The organism is Acidaminococcus sp. AM33-14BH (assembly GCF_003603525.1).
In the GTDB taxonomy this organism is placed as follows: domain Bacteria; phylum Bacillota; class Negativicutes; order Acidaminococcales; family Acidaminococcaceae; genus Acidaminococcus; species Acidaminococcus intestini.
Window position 1 is genome coordinate 56409 of the sequence record NZ_QTNG01000013.1, and the last position, 17300, is coordinate 73708.

Annotated in this window: 18 protein-coding genes and 1 pseudogene; 7 read left to right on the forward strand and 12 right to left on the reverse strand. The window is 47.3% G+C overall.

Features of this window, described 5'->3' with window-relative positions:
* Positions 1-3 precede the first annotated feature (3 nt).
* The 6 genes from DW817_RS09315 to DW817_RS10975 all read left to right on the forward strand — a co-directional run bounded on the left by DW817_RS09315 (position 4) and on the right by DW817_RS10975 (position 4979).
* On the forward strand, positions 4-873 hold the full coding sequence (locus DW817_RS09315) for a phosphoribosylaminoimidazolesuccinocarboxamide synthase (protein ID WP_009015501.1): 870 nt from the start codon (positions 4-6) through the stop codon (positions 871-873).
* Positions 874-1116: 243 nt separating this feature from the next.
* Positions 1117-1557 carry a MarR family winged helix-turn-helix transcriptional regulator gene (locus DW817_RS09320; RefSeq protein WP_120112225.1) on the forward strand — a complete coding sequence of 147 codons (441 nt, stop codon included), beginning with the start codon at positions 1117-1119 and terminating at the stop codon, positions 1555-1557.
* Between the two features lie 13 nt (positions 1558-1570).
* Complete coding sequence (locus tag DW817_RS09325; RefSeq protein ID WP_243634115.1) at positions 1571-2068, forward strand: GNAT family N-acetyltransferase; 498 nt, start codon at positions 1571-1573, stop codon at positions 2066-2068.
* 72 nt (positions 2069-2140) lie between these two features.
* Positions 2141-3361, forward strand: a complete 1221-nt coding sequence (locus DW817_RS09330; RefSeq protein ID WP_120112233.1) for an MFS transporter — start codon at positions 2141-2143, stop codon at positions 3359-3361.
* A gap of 201 nt (positions 3362-3562) precedes the next feature.
* On the forward strand, positions 3563-4726 hold the full coding sequence (locus tag DW817_RS09335; RefSeq protein WP_016459669.1) for an MFS transporter: 1164 nt from the start codon (positions 3563-3565) through the stop codon (positions 4724-4726).
* Positions 4727-4853: 127 nt separating this feature from the next.
* The gene (locus tag DW817_RS10975) at positions 4854-4979 is read left to right on the forward strand and encodes a hypothetical protein (protein ID WP_256371463.1); all 126 of its coding nucleotides are present in this window, start codon (positions 4854-4856) and stop codon (positions 4977-4979) included.
* A gap of 34 nt (positions 4980-5013) precedes the next feature.
* Here DW817_RS10975 and DW817_RS10640 read toward each other — a convergent pair whose 3' ends face one another.
* The 7 genes from DW817_RS10640 to DW817_RS09365 form a co-directional block, all read right to left on the reverse strand.
* Positions 5014-5169, reverse strand: coding sequence for a hypothetical protein (locus DW817_RS10640; RefSeq protein WP_165851884.1), 156 nt, complete (start codon positions 5167-5169; stop codon positions 5014-5016).
* Positions 5166-5738 (reverse strand): radical SAM protein, encoded by a 573-nt coding sequence (locus tag DW817_RS09340; RefSeq protein WP_256371464.1) that lies wholly within the window; start codon positions 5736-5738, stop codon positions 5166-5168. The genes DW817_RS10640 and DW817_RS09340 overlap by 4 nt, the downstream gene beginning before the upstream one ends.
* A gap of 143 nt (positions 5739-5881) precedes the next feature.
* On the reverse strand, positions 5882-6196 hold the full coding sequence (locus DW817_RS09345; protein WP_120112240.1) for a helix-turn-helix transcriptional regulator: 315 nt from the start codon (positions 6194-6196) through the stop codon (positions 5882-5884).
* A 142-nt stretch (positions 6197-6338) separates the two neighbouring features.
* Positions 6339-8819: an ATP-binding cassette domain-containing protein gene (locus DW817_RS09350; RefSeq protein ID WP_120112243.1), complete on the reverse strand. Its 2481-nt coding sequence runs from the start codon at positions 8817-8819 to the stop codon at positions 6339-6341.
* Positions 8820-8863: 44 nt separating this feature from the next.
* Entirely contained in the window at positions 8864-9379 is a 516-nt protein-coding gene (locus DW817_RS09355) for a GNAT family N-acetyltransferase (protein ID WP_014128265.1), read from the reverse strand.
* Between the two features lie 52 nt (positions 9380-9431).
* Entirely contained in the window at positions 9432-10676 is a 1245-nt protein-coding gene (locus DW817_RS09360) for an HD-GYP domain-containing protein (protein WP_120112246.1), read from the reverse strand.
* Positions 10673-11173, reverse strand: a complete 501-nt coding sequence (locus DW817_RS09365; RefSeq protein ID WP_120112250.1) for a low molecular weight protein-tyrosine-phosphatase — start codon at positions 11171-11173, stop codon at positions 10673-10675. Before DW817_RS09365 ends, DW817_RS09360 begins: the two co-directional genes overlap by 4 nt.
* Positions 11174-11599: 426 nt before the next feature.
* Between DW817_RS09365 and DW817_RS09370 the strand changes: the two genes are divergently transcribed.
* On the forward strand, positions 11600-12250 hold the full coding sequence (locus DW817_RS09370) for a hypothetical protein (protein ID WP_120112253.1): 651 nt from the start codon (positions 11600-11602) through the stop codon (positions 12248-12250).
* A gap of 70 nt (positions 12251-12320) precedes the next feature.
* Here the strand turns inward: DW817_RS09370 and DW817_RS09375 are convergent, their stop codons facing one another.
* From DW817_RS09375 to DW817_RS09395, 5 genes and pseudogenes are all read right to left on the reverse strand, one after another.
* Positions 12321-13616, reverse strand: a complete 1296-nt coding sequence (locus tag DW817_RS09375; protein ID WP_120112257.1) for a site-specific integrase — start codon at positions 13614-13616, stop codon at positions 12321-12323.
* A gap of 68 nt (positions 13617-13684) precedes the next feature.
* Positions 13685-13897: an excisionase gene (locus DW817_RS09380; protein WP_021736757.1), complete on the reverse strand. Its 213-nt coding sequence runs from the start codon at positions 13895-13897 to the stop codon at positions 13685-13687.
* A 149-nt stretch (positions 13898-14046) separates the two neighbouring features.
* Positions 14047-14481: a restriction endonuclease gene (locus DW817_RS09385; protein ID WP_120112261.1), complete on the reverse strand. Its 435-nt coding sequence runs from the start codon at positions 14479-14481 to the stop codon at positions 14047-14049.
* Positions 14482-14553: 72 nt separating this feature from the next.
* The gene (locus tag DW817_RS09390) at positions 14554-16059 is read right to left on the reverse strand and encodes a YadA-like family protein (protein WP_120112264.1); all 1506 of its coding nucleotides are present in this window, start codon (positions 16057-16059) and stop codon (positions 14554-14556) included.
* A 160-nt stretch (positions 16060-16219) separates the two neighbouring features.
* Positions 16220-17208 (reverse strand): annotated as a pseudogene (locus DW817_RS09395) (IS30 family transposase).
* Positions 17209-17300 lie beyond the last annotated feature (92 nt).

Consider the following 17300-nt stretch of genomic DNA (forward strand, 5'->3'; position numbering starts at 1 on the left):
ATCATGCAGGAATATAAACCCTTTAAGTCTGGTAAAGTCCGCGAAATCTACGACATTGGTGACAGCCTTATCATGGTGGCTTCCGATCGCATTTCCGCTTTCGACCACATCCTGAAAAACACCATCACCGATAAAGGGGCCGTCCTGACCCGCCTTTCCAAATTCTGGTTTGAATTCACCAAAGATGTCATTCCGAACCATATGCTTTCCGTAGATCCTGCTGATATGCCGGAATTCTTCCGCACACCGGAATTTGCCGGCAAGAGCATGAAATGCCAGAAGCTCGACATGATTCCTGTAGAATGCATCGTCCGTGGGTATATTACCGGCTCCGGCTGGGAATCCTATCAAAAAAATGGAACCGTCTGCGGCATCACCCTGCCGGCAGGTCTGAAAGAATCCCAGAAACTGGCTGAACCCATCTTCACGCCGAGCACCAAGGCAGAACTGGGTGATCATGATGAAAACATCTCCGAAGCCCAGTGTGTGGAATACCTTGAAAAACGCTTCCCCGGCAAAGGGGCTGAATACACAAAAGCCATCAAAGAGGCGACCATTGCCCTTTATAAAAAATGTGCTGATTATGCCTACACGAAGGGCATCATCATTGCCGATACCAAATTTGAATTTGGGCTTGATGAAAATGGTCAGATCGTCCTTGGCGATGAGATGCTGACGCCGGACAGTTCCCGCTTCTGGCCGCTTGCTGGCTACGAAGTTGGAAAGAGCCAGCCCAGCTACGACAAACAGTATGTCCGTGACTGGCTGAAAGCCAATCCTGACAGCAACTATCTCCTGCCCCAGGATGTCATTGATAAGACCATTGAAAAATATAAAGAAGCCTACGAAAAGATTACGGGTGAAACATTCTAATAAGAAAAAAAACGGCACCGCTTGGCGGTGCCGTTTTTTTTAGGAAAAAGCAGCGAAAGCTGTTCCTGAATAAGCTGAATGGATCCTGATTATGGCAAAAAGGATGAGGGGCCTGGAAGAACCCTAAAAACGGTCCCTTTCCCACCTGTATGGCGCTTCGGCAGTCCTTTTTTTCATCTTGACAAGGCGGATTCTTTCGTTTATCCTATATTTAGTTGAAAGTTCAACTATTAAGGAGGAACCATGAACCTGACCAATGAACTGCTTCGCCATTTGGGCACCATCAGCCGCGTCATCCATTCCCTGATGGATATGAAGTTCCAATCCTATGGACTCAAACGCGGCCAATTTATCTTTTTGACCCGCATCTGTGAAATGCCTGGCCTCTGTCAGACAGACCTGACTGAGCTCGTCAGCGTAGACAAGGGGACAACGGCCAAGGCGGTAAAAAAGCTTGAGGACGCACATCTCATCAGCCGCCGAAAGATAAAGACGGACAAACGGATGTGGCATCTTTATCCAACGGATATCGGAAAGAAACTTTATGAAAAATTGATTGAAGAGGAAAATCGCCAGATTGCAGTGGGTCTTGCGGGGTTTTCCCAGGAAGAGGTCCGGACCCTGCTGGATCTCATGCAGAAATTGAGGACCAATATCCAGATTGATTGGAAAAATCATGAATAAGGAGGCTGGCAGCATGAAACTGGTAAAAGCAGAAAGAACAGATGCCATTCGCATCATGGAAATCATCAACGAGGCCAAGGCTTTTCTAAGGAGTCAGGGCGTCAATCAATGGCAGACGGGATATCCGGCCATGGCGGATATCAACAAGGACCTGTCAGACGGCATCGGCTATGTGCTCAAGGATCAGGGACGGATTGTCGGCTATGCCGGCATCGATGCCCGCGGCGAGGCTGCCTATGACACGCTTCAGGGTCACTGGCTCAATGACGAGCCTTATCTTGTCATCCATCGGATGGCTGTCGACTGCACCATCCGCGGCAAGGGCCTTTCCCAGGAAATGTTCAAGGCCTGTGAAAACTTCGCCAGGCGTGAAGGGATTCAAAACATCCGTGTCGATACGGATGAGGACAACAAAATCATGCGCCACATCCTCGAAAAGATGGGGTTCGTCTATACGGGAACAATTTGGTTTGATAATAGCACAAAGATTGCCTTCCAAAAGGTTCTCTGATCATTTAGAGGAAGCTTTTCATCCAAGTTTTCCCCTTTATCCTATCTGACTGCGTCTAAACGGAGGTTTTCTATGCAGGCACCCAGTCACCCCGCTTCGGGGCCCTCTCTATTTTTCTGCGGGTTATCCGCCGTCCTCCTTTATGGCATCAGCGGCGGCATCCGCAGCGATATTGGAATCCTTCTGGAGCCACTCAGGGAAGCTACAGGCCTTTCTTATGGGGGCCTGAGTTTTGCCATTGCGGTCCTGCAGCTTTCCTTTGGTCTTTCGCAGCCTTTTTGGGGGCTCCTTGCAGCTAGGCGTTCCCACCGTTTCGTCCTTCTTAGCGGCGTGGGGCTTTTCCTTCTAGGGTTACTGGGGCTGTCCCTCTTCCGCTCCCTTTGGGGCCTTGTGCTCACCCTTGGTCTATGTCTAGGCTGCGGCGCTGGAGCAATCTCATTTGGTCTGCTTCTTGAAACCGTCATTTTCGCCGTAGGACCTCAAAAAGGGGCCCTCATTTCGGGCTTTATCAATGCTGCAGCCGGCCTTGGCTCAACCTTTTTTTCCCCGCTTCTTTCCAGGCTTTCCCTTGTAGGCGGAATCCCGACGGTCTCTGTTGTGCTCAGTCTGATCATGATTGGAACCCTTCCCTTTCTTTTTTATTTGACGCAGCCCCTAAAAAGAACGGATCTTCAGGAAAAAGGTCCTGTTCCCGAAGCTTCTTTTAGCCTCCTCCTTCAAGGAGCCCTAAAGCGGCCGGAATTTCGATATCTATTGGGAGCATTTACTACTTGCGGCTTTCATATGGCGCTGATTGAAGCCCATCTTTTCTCACAGCTGCTCTCCTATGGTCTTCAAAGGCCACGCGCCGCCCACGCCTTTGCAGCCTATGGTCTGTCAACAGTCATTGGTGCGCTGATTTCCGGATATTTGTCCGGCCATGTTTCCAAAAACCGTCTTCTGACCATTTACTATGGCTTCCGTGCGGGTTTGACAGCCATATATCTCTTTTTCCTGCCAAAAACTTTCCTGTCGGCCCTTTTCTTTTGCATAGGTCTCGGCATGTCCGGCGGGGCCACAGTTACGCCGACGTCAGGAATCGTCACGGAGCGTTTTCCTCTTGCCCAATCGGCAGCACTTGTGGGACTCCTTTTTTTAGGGCATCAGCTAGGCGCCTTTCTCAGTGCATTTTTGGGCGGCATGACCGTGGCTGCAACAGGAAGCTATCAAGGCATCTGGGGAATCGATATCGTGTTTTGTCTTCTGGCGTCCTATCTAAGTGCCAAGATTTTGCCTCATCAACAAGGGAAATAGATTGGATCCAATTGTAAATCATAAATCAAAAAGGTCCCATATGGGGCCTCTTTTTTATGCACTCCCAAATAGAGCATTTCTCATAGAATAAAATAGAAGTTTTCCCGTCCCCTACGCGCCCAAAATCTTGACAAGCTCTTTCCATGCAGTACAATAAGACAGGATTACAACGTATTTTCTGATTCATAAGGAGGATTTCATTTGTCAAAAGATCGTTTATGGACACCTCAATTCATGACTATGGGGGGAGGGAATTTCTTTTATTTTCTATCCCAATATCTGCTGGTTGCGGCCATGCCGTTATACATCCTGGAAGAACTTCATGGAAACGAAAGGGACGCGGGCCTTGCCATGACGTATTTTCAGCTGGGGACCGTTTTATGCCGTCCGTTTGCAGGAAAGATCATTGATTCCTTGAACAAACACAGGCTGCTCGTGGCGGGATCATGTGCGTTCCTTCTCATCATGACGGCCTTTTTCTTTTTACGAACCTTGCCGGCCGTCTTTGGACTGCGCTTCCTACACGGTGCAATTTTTGGCGTCACATCGACGGCGGCTGCTGCCGTAGCAGCTCTTGTCCTGCCGCTTTCACGCAAAGGGGAAGGCATCGGTTACTTTGCCCTTTCAACCAATCTTGCCATGGTTGTAGGCCCCCTCGTTGGACTTCTTCTCATGCAGTATTGGGGACCATCCGCGGTCTTTTTCTTTTTGATCCTCGGGGCTCTCTTTACGCTGATTGCTATGATCTGCAACGCGCTGCCGTCCTCTGTGACCCGTCCCAGTGCCTCCTTCCGCTCTTTTTCAGTAACAGATCTCATTGAACCCCGCTCCGTCATCCCTTCTTTATTTGGGGGCTTGGTCTTTTTTTCCTATGGCGGTATGCTCACCTTTATCCCGCTTTATGCCAGAAGCCTTGGACTGGCTTCTGTAACAAGTCTCTTTTTTGTTGTCTTTGCCCTCATCATCATCGTCACACGGCCGGTCATTGGACATCTTTTTGATACAAAGGGCCCGGATTATATCGTTTATCCGGGGTTCATCGTCTTTCTTCTGGGATTCATCCTTTTTGCATCCATTTCAAGTCTCACGGGGCTGCTGCTTTCAGGAGCCGTGCTGGGACTTGGTTTTGGGGCCCTCTCACCGGCTTTTCAGACCCTTGCCGTGACCATGGCACCGCCCTCCCGGGCCGGGGTCGCCACAGCCACTTATTTTTGGGCTCTTGACATCAGTGTCGGCCTAGCGGCCTATTTACTGGGACTTGCGGCGGCTGAATGGGGCTATGCCATGATGTATGGCGTCATTTGTCCTGCCGTACTTGTCGGGGCTGCTGTCTTGTATCTTGTCTGGAGACGCAGGGAAAACTGATGAAAGAACCCGAAATAAGCTCATTTTTCCACCTTTATGCATCGCTTTCTACCCTATCATGAGTCTATGACAAAGGCCCAACAGCCAATATTGGCTGTTGGGCCTTTGCTCAAAAGAAAGAAAAACCATGACGAAACTTTTCCAAATTGCCTTGCCAAGGCGGGATGGCTTCTGCCGTCTGGAAGCAGAAAATCTTAACTGGCAGGCAGGGATTCACGGGCCTGACGCAGACCCGCTTCCCCATAGCGGATAAAGATGGCGTCAAGCTGGGCAATCATCTTATCCTTTTATTCAGGAATCCTCCCATAGATAGGGGTGATGATGGAGGCATTTGTTGCGTCAATCAGCGTCGGATTCTTAAGACGTGTCAGGAATTCCTTCAGTTCCAAAACGCGTTCTTCTTCTGTTGCCTCCTTGAATACACCGATTCTCACGTCCTTCATGAGCGGCGTATCGGGGAATAGGGTGAGTCCTGCAATAAGGATCCTGTCAGGGTGCAGCTGATTGAGGATGTCAGCACTCTTTTGGGCGTGTCCGAGACCGTAGCCGCACCCCCCAATCCGCTGAGGAAAATCACTTCATATGGAAGGCCCGCTTCGATGATTTCTTCCGATGTGCAGCCCTTATTGACAAAGGAAAGGACTTCATCGTCCCCGCTCTCGATACCGATCATGATTTCATCAAGTCCATGGGCCTTGATTTTGCAAATCTCTTCGACGCTTTTGTGCTTAAAATCAGAAATGATGGCATACGCGGAAATCCGCGCCTTCGGGTAATAGGTCCGCATGAGATCCCAGACAGCAATCTGCTTTTCCGTGCTGAGAGCAAAGGAATCACCGCCGGACGCCCAGATTTTTCTTGCATCAGGCCATTTCTCCTTTGCTTCTTTGAGATCGGCCTCAATTTGGGATAAAGGCGCTGCCATAAAGGGTGTATCGTGATAGAAATTGCAAAACGTACGGGCATTATGCGTTGAGCCTGCTGTGACCTTCGATAAAAAGACTGTCCGCATCTGTTAGCGGGCGAATGACAGGGCCATGAAAATGCCTAAAAGTGTCTCCTTTTAAATCTATATATCGCTTATTTTCGATATATTAGGGTAAAAAATAAACTGCCTGCGAGAACAGTTTACATGGTCTTGCTCTTTTTCCTCCTTTATAGTTCTGTCTTGATAAACTCGGCTAAGGTTTGGATATTCGCTTCATTTCTTCGGTAATAGGTCCACTTTCCAAAACGGGCAGACTCCAAAAGGCCTGAACGCTGCATCAGATCGAGGTAATGGGAAACAGTCGATTGGGAAATACCCAGCTTTTCTTGGATGCTTCCAACACAGACAGCGTTCTCGAAGCTGTCTCCTTCGGGGATATGAAGACCCTGAGGAGGAAAATGGGCAGAGGGGTCTTTCAGCCAGGTGAGGATCTGGAGCCGTATGGGATTGGAAAGGGCTTTAAAAAGTTCTACCTGATTCATGGTTTTATGATATCTATAATTTTCGATTTATCAATACATTTTTGACACAAGAATCAGGTCGAGCCTTTGATCCTTTCTCCTTTCTAAAAAAGCAGTTCCCCTAAAGCCATAAGGACTTCGTGGGAACTGCTTTGCTCTTTCTTTAGATGTACTTTCCTGTTTTACTTTCCTTGCATTGGGCCACTTCTCCCGGCGTACCGCACGTAACGATGGTGCCGCCTTCTGCCCCACCGCCGGGACCCATGTCGATGAGATAGTCGGCATTGCGGATGACGTCGAGGTCATGCTCAATAACAACAACGGTCGCTCCTTGCGAAACAAGCTCATCAAAGACGTGAAGGAGTGTCTCCGTATCAAGGGGATGAAGGCCGATGGTCGGTTCATCAAAGACAAAGATTGTATCTTCCTGCCCCTTTCCCATGTCGCTGGCAAGTTTCAGCCGCTGCGCTTCACCGCCGGAAAGGCGGGGCGTTGCTTCTTTCAGCGTCAGATACCCCAGGCCCAAGTCTTTCAGGATGCGCAGTTTTTCCGAGACCTTCTTGAGCCCCTTGGCAGCCTCAAGGGCATCATCGATATCCATAGCCATGAGTTCCGGCAAGGAATATGCCGCGTTGCTTTTCTGCATCTTCTTTTTCACAAGGTCCGCTTCTTTTCGGTACCTCGTTCCATGACACTCCGGACAGGTAATGATCACATCAGGCAGGAACTGGACGTCAAGGTTGATTTCCCCCGTGCCATCGCAGAGCGGGCAGCGCAGGCTCCCCGTATTATAGGAAAAGTCCCCTGCTTTAAGGCCCTGTGCCTTTGCCTCCGGCAGGCGGCCGTAGACTTTGCGCAGTTCATCATGGACATCGGCGTACGTTGCCACCGTAGAGCGGACATTGATTCCTATGGGCGATGCGTCGATGAGTTTAATACCGTGAATGCCTGACGCGTCAAGACGTGTCACATGGGGCGGAAGTGCCTCCCCTTTCGTTTGGGCAAGGACGGCCGGGATGAGACTTTCAAGAACCATGGTTGTCTTGCCTGAGCCGGAAACACCAGTGACCACCGTAAGACGGCCTTTGGGAAGGGTCACACTGAGGGGTTTTACGGTATGGATTCCACTTGTTTCCATATGGATGGTGCCCTTTTCAAAAAGTGCTTTTTTCCCGCAGGCATCACGGACTAAGTGGTGACCGCCTTTTTGAAGGAAAGGGCCAATCTTTGAAGTGTGACGCTTTGCCGTATCAGCCACAGTCCCCGTTCCGATGACGCGACCTCCTTTGGAGCCGGCGCCGGGCCCCATTTCAATGAGCCAATCACACGTAGACAGGACCTGCGTATCATGGTCTACAAGAACGATGGAGTTTCCGTCGCGGATAAGGTCCTGCATGACACCCATGAGGCCTTTGAGATTCTCCGGATGAAGACCAATGGATGGCTCATCAAGGATATAGAGGACACCCGTCGTTCGGTTCCGTACAGCCCGAGCCAGCTGCATCCGCTGCCTCTCTCCGTTTGATAAGGTCGCAGCTTCCCGGTCCAAGGTCAGATAAGAAAGGCCCAGATCCATAAGACGCTTGGCGTTTTCGAGAAAAGCATCGCAAATGCTTTGGGCCATGGGGCGCATGGTTTCAGGAAGACTTTCGGGAACTCCTTTGACCCACAAGACGAGGTCCTTCAAGGTCATATGCGTCGCGTCGGCAAGGGAGATCCCGCGCACTTTCGGGGCCCGCGCCTTTTCGGAAAGACGGGTGCCATGGCACTCCGGGCAGGTTTCCTGGGTCAGGAAGCGTTCGACTTTCTTCATGCCCTTTTCGTCCTTTACTTTGGCAAGCGCATTTTCGACGGTATAGATGGCATTATAGTACGTGAAGTCAAGTTCACCGGCAACGTTCGTACTTTTAGCCTTGTAAAAGATATGTTTCTTCACGGCAGGACCATGATAGACGATGTCCTTTTCCTTTGCTGTAAGATCCTTAAAAGGAACATCGGTCCGCACGCCCATGGCGCGGGCAACATCCTTCATCAGGGACCACATCAGGGTCTGCCAAGGAAGGACGGCCCCTTCATCAATGGTTAAGGTCTCGTCAGGGACGAGGGCATCCACATTGACGGTCTTGACCTTTCCCGTCCCCTCACAGCGCGGGCAGGCGCCTTGGCTGTTGAAAGACAGTTCTTCTGCAGAGGGAGCATAAAAATGGGCTCCGCAGGTCGGGCAGATAAGTTCTTTTTCCGCCGCGACGGCAAGGGACGGTGGGACCTCATGACCGTTTGGGCAGCGGTGCACCGCAAGACGGGAAAAAAGGAGACGCAGACTACTAAGAAGCTCCGTTCCTGTCCCAAAGGTACTGCGCATGCCAGGAACACCGGGACGCTGGTGCATGGCAAGGGCAGCCGGAACGTAAAGGACTTCATCTACGTCCGCCTTGGGGGAAAAACTCATGCGCCGCCTTGTGTACGTCGACAGGGAATCGAGGTAGCGCCGGGACCCTTCCGCATAGAGGACGCCTAAGGCAAGGGATGATTTGCCCGATCCCGACACACCGGCAATGCCGACAATTTTTCCAAGAGGAATATCGACATCAATATTTTTAAGATTATGGACCCGCGCACCGCGGACCTTGATGGCTTCTTTCATGATTCCATCCCTTTTCTTTCCAGTCTCATTTTCTGCTCTGTTTCCTAAAGGCCAAACGCCCTGTCGTAGACAATGGTCCCTGCAAGCGGAGCCGCATCAGGAATGAGCTTTATGGCCATAAAATATTCTTTAGGAAAAGCTGCTGGCGGCGTAATTCCCCATTTTTCTGCCGCTTCATAACCCAAACGACCGTAAAATGCAGGATCCCCCAAAACGGCTGCATAAGCAAATCCCGCCTTTGCGGCAAGCGTATGACCTTTTTTTACAAGAGCGGTCCCAATCCCACTTTTTTGAAAACAAGGCTTCACAGCAAGGGGCGCCAAGGCAAGGATGGTTTCTTGGGATACCCTTGCTTTTGTAAAAAGGATAAACCCTGCGGGCTTAGCTTCCCGTTCAGCCATAAGGGCTAAGTCTGGGAGAAAGGCAGGCCCTTGCCGCAGCCGGGCCACAAGCGCAGCTTCCGTCCCATCCGAATAAGAAGCCGTGGCAAAAGCCTGCTTTACTAGGTCCTCAATAGCAGTCCAGTCTTGTTCCTGTACCTTTCGAATCAGATCCATCATCAATCCTCCCTACCTTGTTGGAGTATCTTTCTGCTCCCTGCCTTTTATTTCATTAGGAAGGAAGCCTAGTCGGCTCAAAAAAGGCGTCGAGATCCTTCACGATGGCGCCGTCAATTTTTCCTTTACAGGCTAGTTCCCTCATGATGGCAATGGTCTTTTCATGTGAGAATCCCTCTTTATACGGCCTTTTTTCCGTCAGGGCCTGATAAATATCGAGACAGGCCATGAGGCGGTCTTCAAAGGAAAGTTCCTTGCTGCAAAGGCCCTTTACGTAACCGCTTCCATCCAGTTTCTCATGATGGAAAGAGGCCCAGTCCCGGATATCTTCAAACCCAGGGATTTCATCAAGGACTTCATAGGTCCAGCGGACATGGTTCTTCATGATTTGGAACTCTTCTGCAGTCAACGGCCCTGCTTTTTCAAGGATAGAAGAAGGCACCTGCAATTTTCCATAATCATGGAGGCTCGCCGCCAGAAGAAAACGTTCCTGCTTTTCTTCATTCCATCCATATTTTTGGGCCATGGCTAGGGCCTTCATGGCGATTCCGTGAGAATGGTCCTTCGTAAAGGAGGACTTATTATCGACAATCCGCTCAAAAAACCGGGTGATGGTAAGCATATCTTTTAGGCTGTACTCACAGGCATGGCTTGGTACGACCGATTTGAGGAGCCTATTTAGAGGAATCTCCTGGAGTTTTTTTACAGCCTCATAGGTCAGGTTCTTTTCAAGAAGGACCAAGGCATCATGGGAAAATTCGATATGTTCGAGCCCAAGCAGATCACGGACCATCTCCCTAAATCCGCTTTCCGACAGGGACAATAAATCGTAACGGATATCCATGCGGTCAGCAAGGTAGAGTACTTGGGCCCGCTTGTCAATGGCATCTTCCCTAAGCCCCATGGGGCCTGTTCCATTGGCCCATTCGTGGTGCATCATGACAACCCCTTTGATTTGGGAATAAAAAGGCATATCCTGCAAAAGGTCCTCTCCTTTTTGGGCATGGATACTGGCGTCATCTACAACCCGACCATTGGAAAAAGTGCCGCTGAAGGGTTTCCTATTTCGGGCAGCATCACGCATTTCCCGAATGGTCTCTACAGACCCGCAGTCATGGAGCAAAGCAGCAAGGACAAAGGCCAGCCGCTCATCAGGGGACCACGGAAAGCTGCGCGTCATCAAGTAGGACAGATAGGCAACTCGCTTACCATGCCCGACCGTGGCGCCGACAAGGTCATGTTCTTCCCGGTCAAGGGCCTCAATCATGGGTAGGAAAAAATAGAGAGGATCAAGTTTCACAATAAGTCCTTTCTGTCAGCTGAGAGGGCATTTTTTTGAAGAAATGACCAAAGAGCCCTGCAGCCAGCCACAATATCACGATAGCTTGCTTCAAAGTCCCGGGTATACCAAGGATCGGCTACATCCCGGGGATGATCGGTATAATCAAGGAGCAGCGATAGTTTATGGTCCCTATCCCCACCACAGATGCGCCGCATGTCATGGAGATTTTCCGCGTCCATGCCGATGAGATGATCATAGAAAGCATAATCAGCCCGCCTCAACAGGACTGCCCGCTTTCCTACAGGGTCAATGCCATGACGCAGGAGTGTCTCCCGAGCCGGCGGATAGACAGGATTTCCTACACCGCCAACAATTTCATCCGTCGTCGTTGCCGCGGAAGCAATGAGGAAATCTGCCTCCTGACCGGCCTTTTTGGCTATATCCCTAAAAACAAACTCCGCAACGGGGCTTCTACAAATATTGCCATGGCACACAAATAGGATTTTTACAGCCATTTTGAAAGTCCTCCTGAGGATACGAAAGGCCACGTAAAGCCGCATGATGCGGTCTTCCCCCAAAATTGGTCATTTTCGGGAACTTGGCATATGGTTGCCTTTCGTGGCATAAATTAGCCGCCTTTAGTAGTAAAAATGGTAGTAAAACGGGCTTTCCGTACTACCGTAATATTTTCACCTTTATTCTACCAGAAAAAAGGTCTTTCATCACCCCATGCCCTTTCTTGATTTTCAACACAAAATTTATTACCTAAAATTTGACTTTAGATCAAATAATCACGGATACCACGGAAAAAAATAATATATTATAGAAAATGACACCCAAAGGAGTGACGGATTCAATGAAACAATTCTTGAAGAAAACGTTTCCTATACTATTCTTACTTCTAATGTTTGCTCCTACTGCATTCGCAAGCAAAATGAGTTTTGAATGAACTTAAAAAAAAATTAAATCGGCTTCAAGGTATCTGGTACTCTATAGAGGACCCGTCTCAAACGGTATCCTTTGACGGTGGTAAATTTGAAGGAAATCAAGTTATAAGTTTTGATGATGTTGCTGGAGGTAGCACAACTTTTGGCTGCAAGATGGTCCTGGTAGAAAATGGATTCATGAGGACCCGTCACCTCTTCGTTCAGGATCTAGGTAGGGATACACCCCACCAGTATATTGCAATTGACGGCATTTCCTACAGAAAAACAAAAGAGCCTGTATACGGAGAATCGGTCGGTGGAATTTATTTAGGAATGCCCTATCAGGATGTCGCAAAATTATATGGAACTCCTGACATGATTGAGAATTCAAGTAACTGGCCTCGTTCTTTTAAAATTGGCTACTCAAAAATTGGGCTCACCGTCAGATTTAGCTTTTCTATCGTCGACAACATTACTCTTTATTCCTATGGCGATCGAAAACTGGATAAAAGCCTATTGAACAGTCACAATTCACTTGATGAATTCAAAGTGGCTTATGGGATTGAAGATTTCCACGATAAATGGTCAAATTCGATTGGAAACGGCGAGTATATTTGGTTCAATGAATATCCTCAAAGCATTGCGCTTTCCACTTACGCGTTTTAAGATTTACACTTATGGCAAAAAAGAACCCTGCCGCCGGGTCATAATCCTAGCTACAGGGTTCATTTTCTATCTATGCTTTATTTTTGAAATGTATAACGTTTGGCTTGATGGCGCCAATATCGACCAGCTCTTTGCGACTCCTTTCCATCTCCTTCTGATATTGTGCTTGAAGGATTTCAACTTCCTTCTGTGCATCATCAAATTTGATGTGCGTGTAAACGTTGAGCGTGACGCCTATATCGCTGTGCCCCATCAAATACTGCAAGGTTTTAGCACTGAGGCCGCTCAAGGCCATATTAGTGCAATACGTATGCCGGCAAACGTGAGGCGTTATCTTAGGGAGCTGGTACCGATAAATTTTGTTATATTTTGTAACTGCAGACTTGAACCGATGTTCCCAGTGCATTGCAACTACTGGTTCCCCGTTAAGGTCATAATAAAGAAAGTTGGCATAACCATCAATGATCTTCTCTACCTTCGGGGGCGTTCTTTTCCTCAAGAGTTCTAAAAAACATTGATATACTTCTTCCGTCATTGGCAAAAGCCTGGCGCCTGCCTTTGTTTTGGTAGAAGTAATGTATCGCTTCCCATGCAAGTCCCTCTGCAGTTGTTTATCGACGTTGATTGTCCTGTTCTCAAAATCTATGTCGTTGAGAGTCAGACCACAAAACTCTGAAATACGCAGTCCCGTATGAAAAAGAATGAAAACCGCCTCATAATACCTCTTGTAATAATTATCGTCTTTAAGGAACTGAAGAAAAATTCGCATATCTTTTTTGCTGATGGCCTCTCGCCTAACACTGTCACTGATGAGCACGTTTTTCATTTCGAAATTGAAAGGGTTCCGGAAAAGGATTTCATCATCCACCGCCATCTGAAATGCTGGTCGAACAACACCACGAATACTTTGAATACTACTATATCCTCTCCCATCTGATTTCATCTTGATAAGCCATAACTTGGCATCAGACATTTTGACTTTGCCAATCTGTTTCTTTGAAAACAGTTCCTTCTTCAATGCATTAACCACAAAGTTATAATTGGTTAGGGTATTCGGCTTGACCTCTTTTTTCAAGGAAAGGTATCGCAACACTAATTCCATAACAGTCATATTATCATCAGCGTTATTTGGTGAGATTGCATTTCTAACTTCCAAGCTAGCTTCCATCTCCCGCAATGACTTACAAGGCTTGCGTCCGGCGGGCAGTGGATCAGTGGGTTCTAATTTCCAGCTATAAAAAAACTTAATTTTCCCATCTACAGTATACTTGAATTGGTATCTCCCATCAGCACGTACTGTTTCGCCCGCTCGCAGAATCCTGCGTTTCTTATCCCTGCGGATACAGGCTTTCATTCGTTTTTTCATTGATTTTCTCCTTTCTACTTGTTTTGGCATCATATACATCACTCTAAAAGCTGAATAAGTCAACTTATTTAGATGCACGAAGTCTGAAGGAGAAACTTCTCAAATTCCTCACGAATGATAAGGTACTTTCTCCCGTTGAAAACAAAAAATTCGGCCTCTGGTCGTTCTACAACAAGCCCTCTGAGCTTTTTTTCGCTGATATTGAAATAGAGGCTTGCTTCCTTGATGGTCAGCATAAATTTTTGATTTAGTGGAATCCTTGCTGCAAAAGCTTTCGTCATGATGATTCATCCTCCTAGAATTAATCTTCTAGAAGTAACAGGACAAGACAGAAGGGATTGAGTACTTTGGCTCAATTATCAAAGCGCTTTTTATTTCTAAATCCAAAAAGGCCATGGTAGAAAAGCGCTCTCTCCTACCATGGCCTTTTTTAAATGCTAGCAAAAAAATCTTCGTTCACTTCGTATGTAACAACCTCTTTAACCCCAATACCAAACTCGGCAATTTTATCCATAAACTCTTCGCCATCAATTAAATCAATTTGCTTTTTACCGGGTGTTGCCGCCTCTTCTCTGGCTGCATTAGATGATGTACCGGTTGTAATGAAAATTCCCTTTTCTATATCTGTTGTTAAAGAACTTCGAAAATCTCGAATCTCGGCTGACCCAACTGAGCCTTTATAACGTTTACACTGAAAAGCGACCCTAAAACTAAAAATGCCGTTTATTTTTAATTTGCCAGCTCCATCAATGCCACCATCGCCGGATTTCTTGGTGACAGCGACCTGGACAAATCCACATTCTCTCAAGAGACGTTGAGAGAGGCGTTCAAAAGCATATGGGTCCATATTGAGTAATATATCCATAAGGTTTTGACGCCATGTCTGCGATTCATCAAGTAAAGTCGGAGATTCAGCCTCAACTTTTGGTTCTATAATTTATTTTGGGATCATCGTCCGAATTTGCGCAAGTTCTTGTTTTAATGAATCCATTTCCTTCTGCGAATTGATTAATGCCGTACGCAACTGTTTTACCTCTTCTTGTGAAGACGCCACTTGTTGTTCTAATTGTTCTACATGGTGCTTTACTTCTTTATCCGGTGTATACATCATATATTCTCTTTTTTTCGAGGGATTATCCAATTTAATGGTAATTCCAGCATTCCACATCACAGAATTATCTTTACTATATGCAGCTCCGACATTTGCCATAACACTCTCATTAAAATAATGGGCCAGACCTAACGCATATCCTTGTTCCCCTTTATAACTGCCAAAACCTGCCATAATCTGCGTTCGTTCATCAGGATCAAATTGCAACGGTTTGAGCGCAGCCAGTGCAGCATTCATAGCATCACCTTTTCGTGACTCTTCCCGTACATCATGAATGTCACGGGAATTTTGTTCTACAATATTTTTTACATTTCCTATTGTTTCAGCATTTCGTGCCGTTTCCATGGCTACAGAATATAACTGTGACCCATTAATAGCATCGGTACTCGTTTCGCTTATCCGGCCAGCTGCAACATTTGTAATCGTTCGATAAAGAGGTTTTTCAATACGTGTATAATGATCCGTGTCAGACCACTGTAACTGTCCTTGCGCATCTAGCGTCTGATAGGATTTAATACCCTGTCCACCGACACTAACAGTAGCGTGAGCTTCTCCTCCGGCAAAAGCATATTCCCTGCCATTTAATACCATCGACGACGTACTGATTGCTTTATCAGCAATAGAATACGATCCTAAAGCCACGGAATCATCATAATCGACACGTGCATGGGAACCTACCGCCGTTCCTCTCTCTCCTGTAACGGTAGAATAATCACCATACGCGGCAGACGAAGTTCCTGTCGTATAACTTCGAACACCATAAGAAGATGAGTAATTCTCTTTTGCATACGCCCCATTTCCAACAACCGTGGAATGGCTACCTTCTGTACGCGCATATCCTCCAATAGCCACGGAGCCGATTACACCGGCACCATAGGTTTCTTTTAGAGTCCCATTTTCTTCTGTTTTGTTGATAATGGCAGTAACCGCATCTTCGCCAATCGCAATATTTCGATATCCTAAAGCTCTAGCCAGATTGCCGACAGCAATAGCCCCGGAACGGGCGTTCCGTGTGCTTTTGCCTTCACCGGATGTATAGTGACCGTTATCCCAAATGGGATCTGTTTCATAGGATTCATCCGTAAGTCCCGCTTCTGCCAATGTTCCAATAGCAATGGCATTGTCCTGCACGGCTTTTGCATTGACGCCCATTGCAATCGTATAGGTGTCCAGCGCCTTTCCGTAACCAACAGCCGTTGCAATAAGACCGTTGGCCTCGGAATGTTCTCCGACCGCTAGCGAGCCTGCCCCTGTTTGTGTTCCTTTTCTTACAAAACTATCTTCTGCTTTTACCCCCCCATACACGGACTCATGTATGTAGTTAATAGACACATTGTAACTAATTGAATTTTTTTCATCTTTCTTTTTCCCATTGTGTACACTCCCCAAATTAAATTTTAATTATTTTTATTTAAAAATTTTTATAGCTCAGAAATAATACCATATCGTAATCTAAATTGCAATAACAAGTTGGACACTCTTCTAGCTCTGCTTAAGCCGCACCCAGACTATAGATTTTATCTAGTTCCTCTGAAAATATCTCCTCTGGACTATGGCAGCCGAGAATCTTGCGAGAAAGGCGGTTGCACCACAGCTCAATTTCAAAGACGTCTTCTGCTGTGTAGGAGTCAATCCGCTTCCCTTTAGGGATAAAACGCCGGATAAGCCCGTTGTGACGTTCTACGGAGCCTTTATCGCACGAGGCGTAGGGATGCGCATAGTATAGAGGGTCTCTGCAGCTTTTTCGAAGTTTGAAAGGTCTGCAAACTCTGAACCATTGTCCGTCGTAATTATTTTGAAGATTCCTCCGAAGTGTTCGCCGTATTCATCCAAGAGTGTTTCGAAGGCAGCCATAACGCTTTTAGCGGATTTGTCTGGCAGCTTAACAATCATGAACTCCCTGGTCTTACGCTCCAAAAGAGTAAGAAGGGCCTCATCTTGGCCGGACTTCGCGCCAATAACTAGATCACATTCCCAATGGCCGAATTCCTTTCGTTCCTCCACTTCTTTAGGCCTTTCTCCAATACTCCGGCCAAGTTTTCGCTTGTTCAGACGAAGCAGATGTTTCTTCGTTTTTCTGCGCAGTTTCATGGGCAGATTGTGATTTCTGATATTCAAGAGTCCCATGTCTACATAGTTGTACAGCGTCTTTGCGCAAACCACCTGATTCCGGGTAAAGTCTCCCGCTATGAGAGCATTGCCCACGCAGACATCAAGGGACCACCCTGTGGAAAAGAACTTATTTTCAATATGCTCGATGAAAGCCTTCTCATCAAGGTAGCTGTAATGATGGCAGGAGGCCTTTCTGTTCTCTTCGTAGACCTTCTGCCCCCTGGAGGCTTTATACCGTCTTTTGGTGCCGTTATAAAGCAGTGTGGATCCGCGCTTGATTTCATTGGATATAGTAGTTGGAGAACAGGTAAGCTCTCTGGCAATGGCTCTTAAGGAATACCCATCTTTCAGGCGAATTTGGATGAGCATCCGATCCTCGTACGAAAGATGTTTTCCCTTTTTGTGCCATTTGTGGTAGAATATGCGTTGATTGCCCGTAGTGTCATTCCTCCTAGGATTTG

Bases quoted from the DNA above. Each gene is read 5' to 3' on its own strand.
- DW817_RS09315 (WP_009015501.1), top strand. From the start codon at position 4: ATGCAGGAATATAAACCCTTTAAGTCTGGTAAAGTCCGCGAAATCTAC.
- DW817_RS09320 (WP_120112225.1), top strand. From the start codon at position 1,117: ATGAACCTGACCAATGAACTGCTTCGCCATTTGGGCACCATCAGCCGC.
- DW817_RS09325 (WP_243634115.1), top strand. From the start codon at position 1,571: ATGAAACTGGTAAAAGCAGAAAGAACAGATGCCATTCGCATCATGGAA.
- DW817_RS09330 (WP_120112233.1), top strand. From the start codon at position 2,141: ATGCAGGCACCCAGTCACCCCGCTTCGGGGCCCTCTCTATTTTTCTGC.
- DW817_RS10975 (WP_256371463.1), top strand. From the start codon at position 4,854: ATGACGAAACTTTTCCAAATTGCCTTGCCAAGGCGGGATGGCTTCTGC.
- DW817_RS10640 (WP_165851884.1), bottom strand. From the start codon at position 5,169: ATGAAGGACGTGAGAATCGGTGTATTCAAGGAGGCAACAGAAGAAGAA.
- DW817_RS09340 (WP_256371464.1), bottom strand. From the start codon at position 5,738: ATGCGGACAGTCTTTTTATCGAAGGTCACAGCAGGCTCAACGCATAAT.
- DW817_RS09345 (WP_120112240.1), bottom strand. From the start codon at position 6,196: ATGAATCAGGTAGAACTTTTTAAAGCCCTTTCCAATCCCATACGGCTC.
- DW817_RS09350 (WP_120112243.1), bottom strand. From the start codon at position 8,819: ATGAAAGAAGCCATCAAGGTCCGCGGTGCGCGGGTCCATAATCTTAAA.
- DW817_RS09355 (WP_014128265.1), bottom strand. From the start codon at position 9,379: ATGATGGATCTGATTCGAAAGGTACAGGAACAAGACTGGACTGCTATT.
- DW817_RS09365 (WP_120112250.1), bottom strand. From the start codon at position 11,173: ATGGCTGTAAAAATCCTATTTGTGTGCCATGGCAATATTTGTAGAAGC.
- DW817_RS09375 (WP_120112257.1), bottom strand. From the start codon at position 13,616: ATGAAAAAACGAATGAAAGCCTGTATCCGCAGGGATAAGAAACGCAGG.
- DW817_RS09380 (WP_021736757.1), bottom strand. From the start codon at position 13,897: ATGACGAAAGCTTTTGCAGCAAGGATTCCACTAAATCAAAAATTTATG.
- DW817_RS09385 (WP_120112261.1), bottom strand. From the start codon at position 14,481: ATGGATATATTACTCAATATGGACCCATATGCTTTTGAACGCCTCTCT.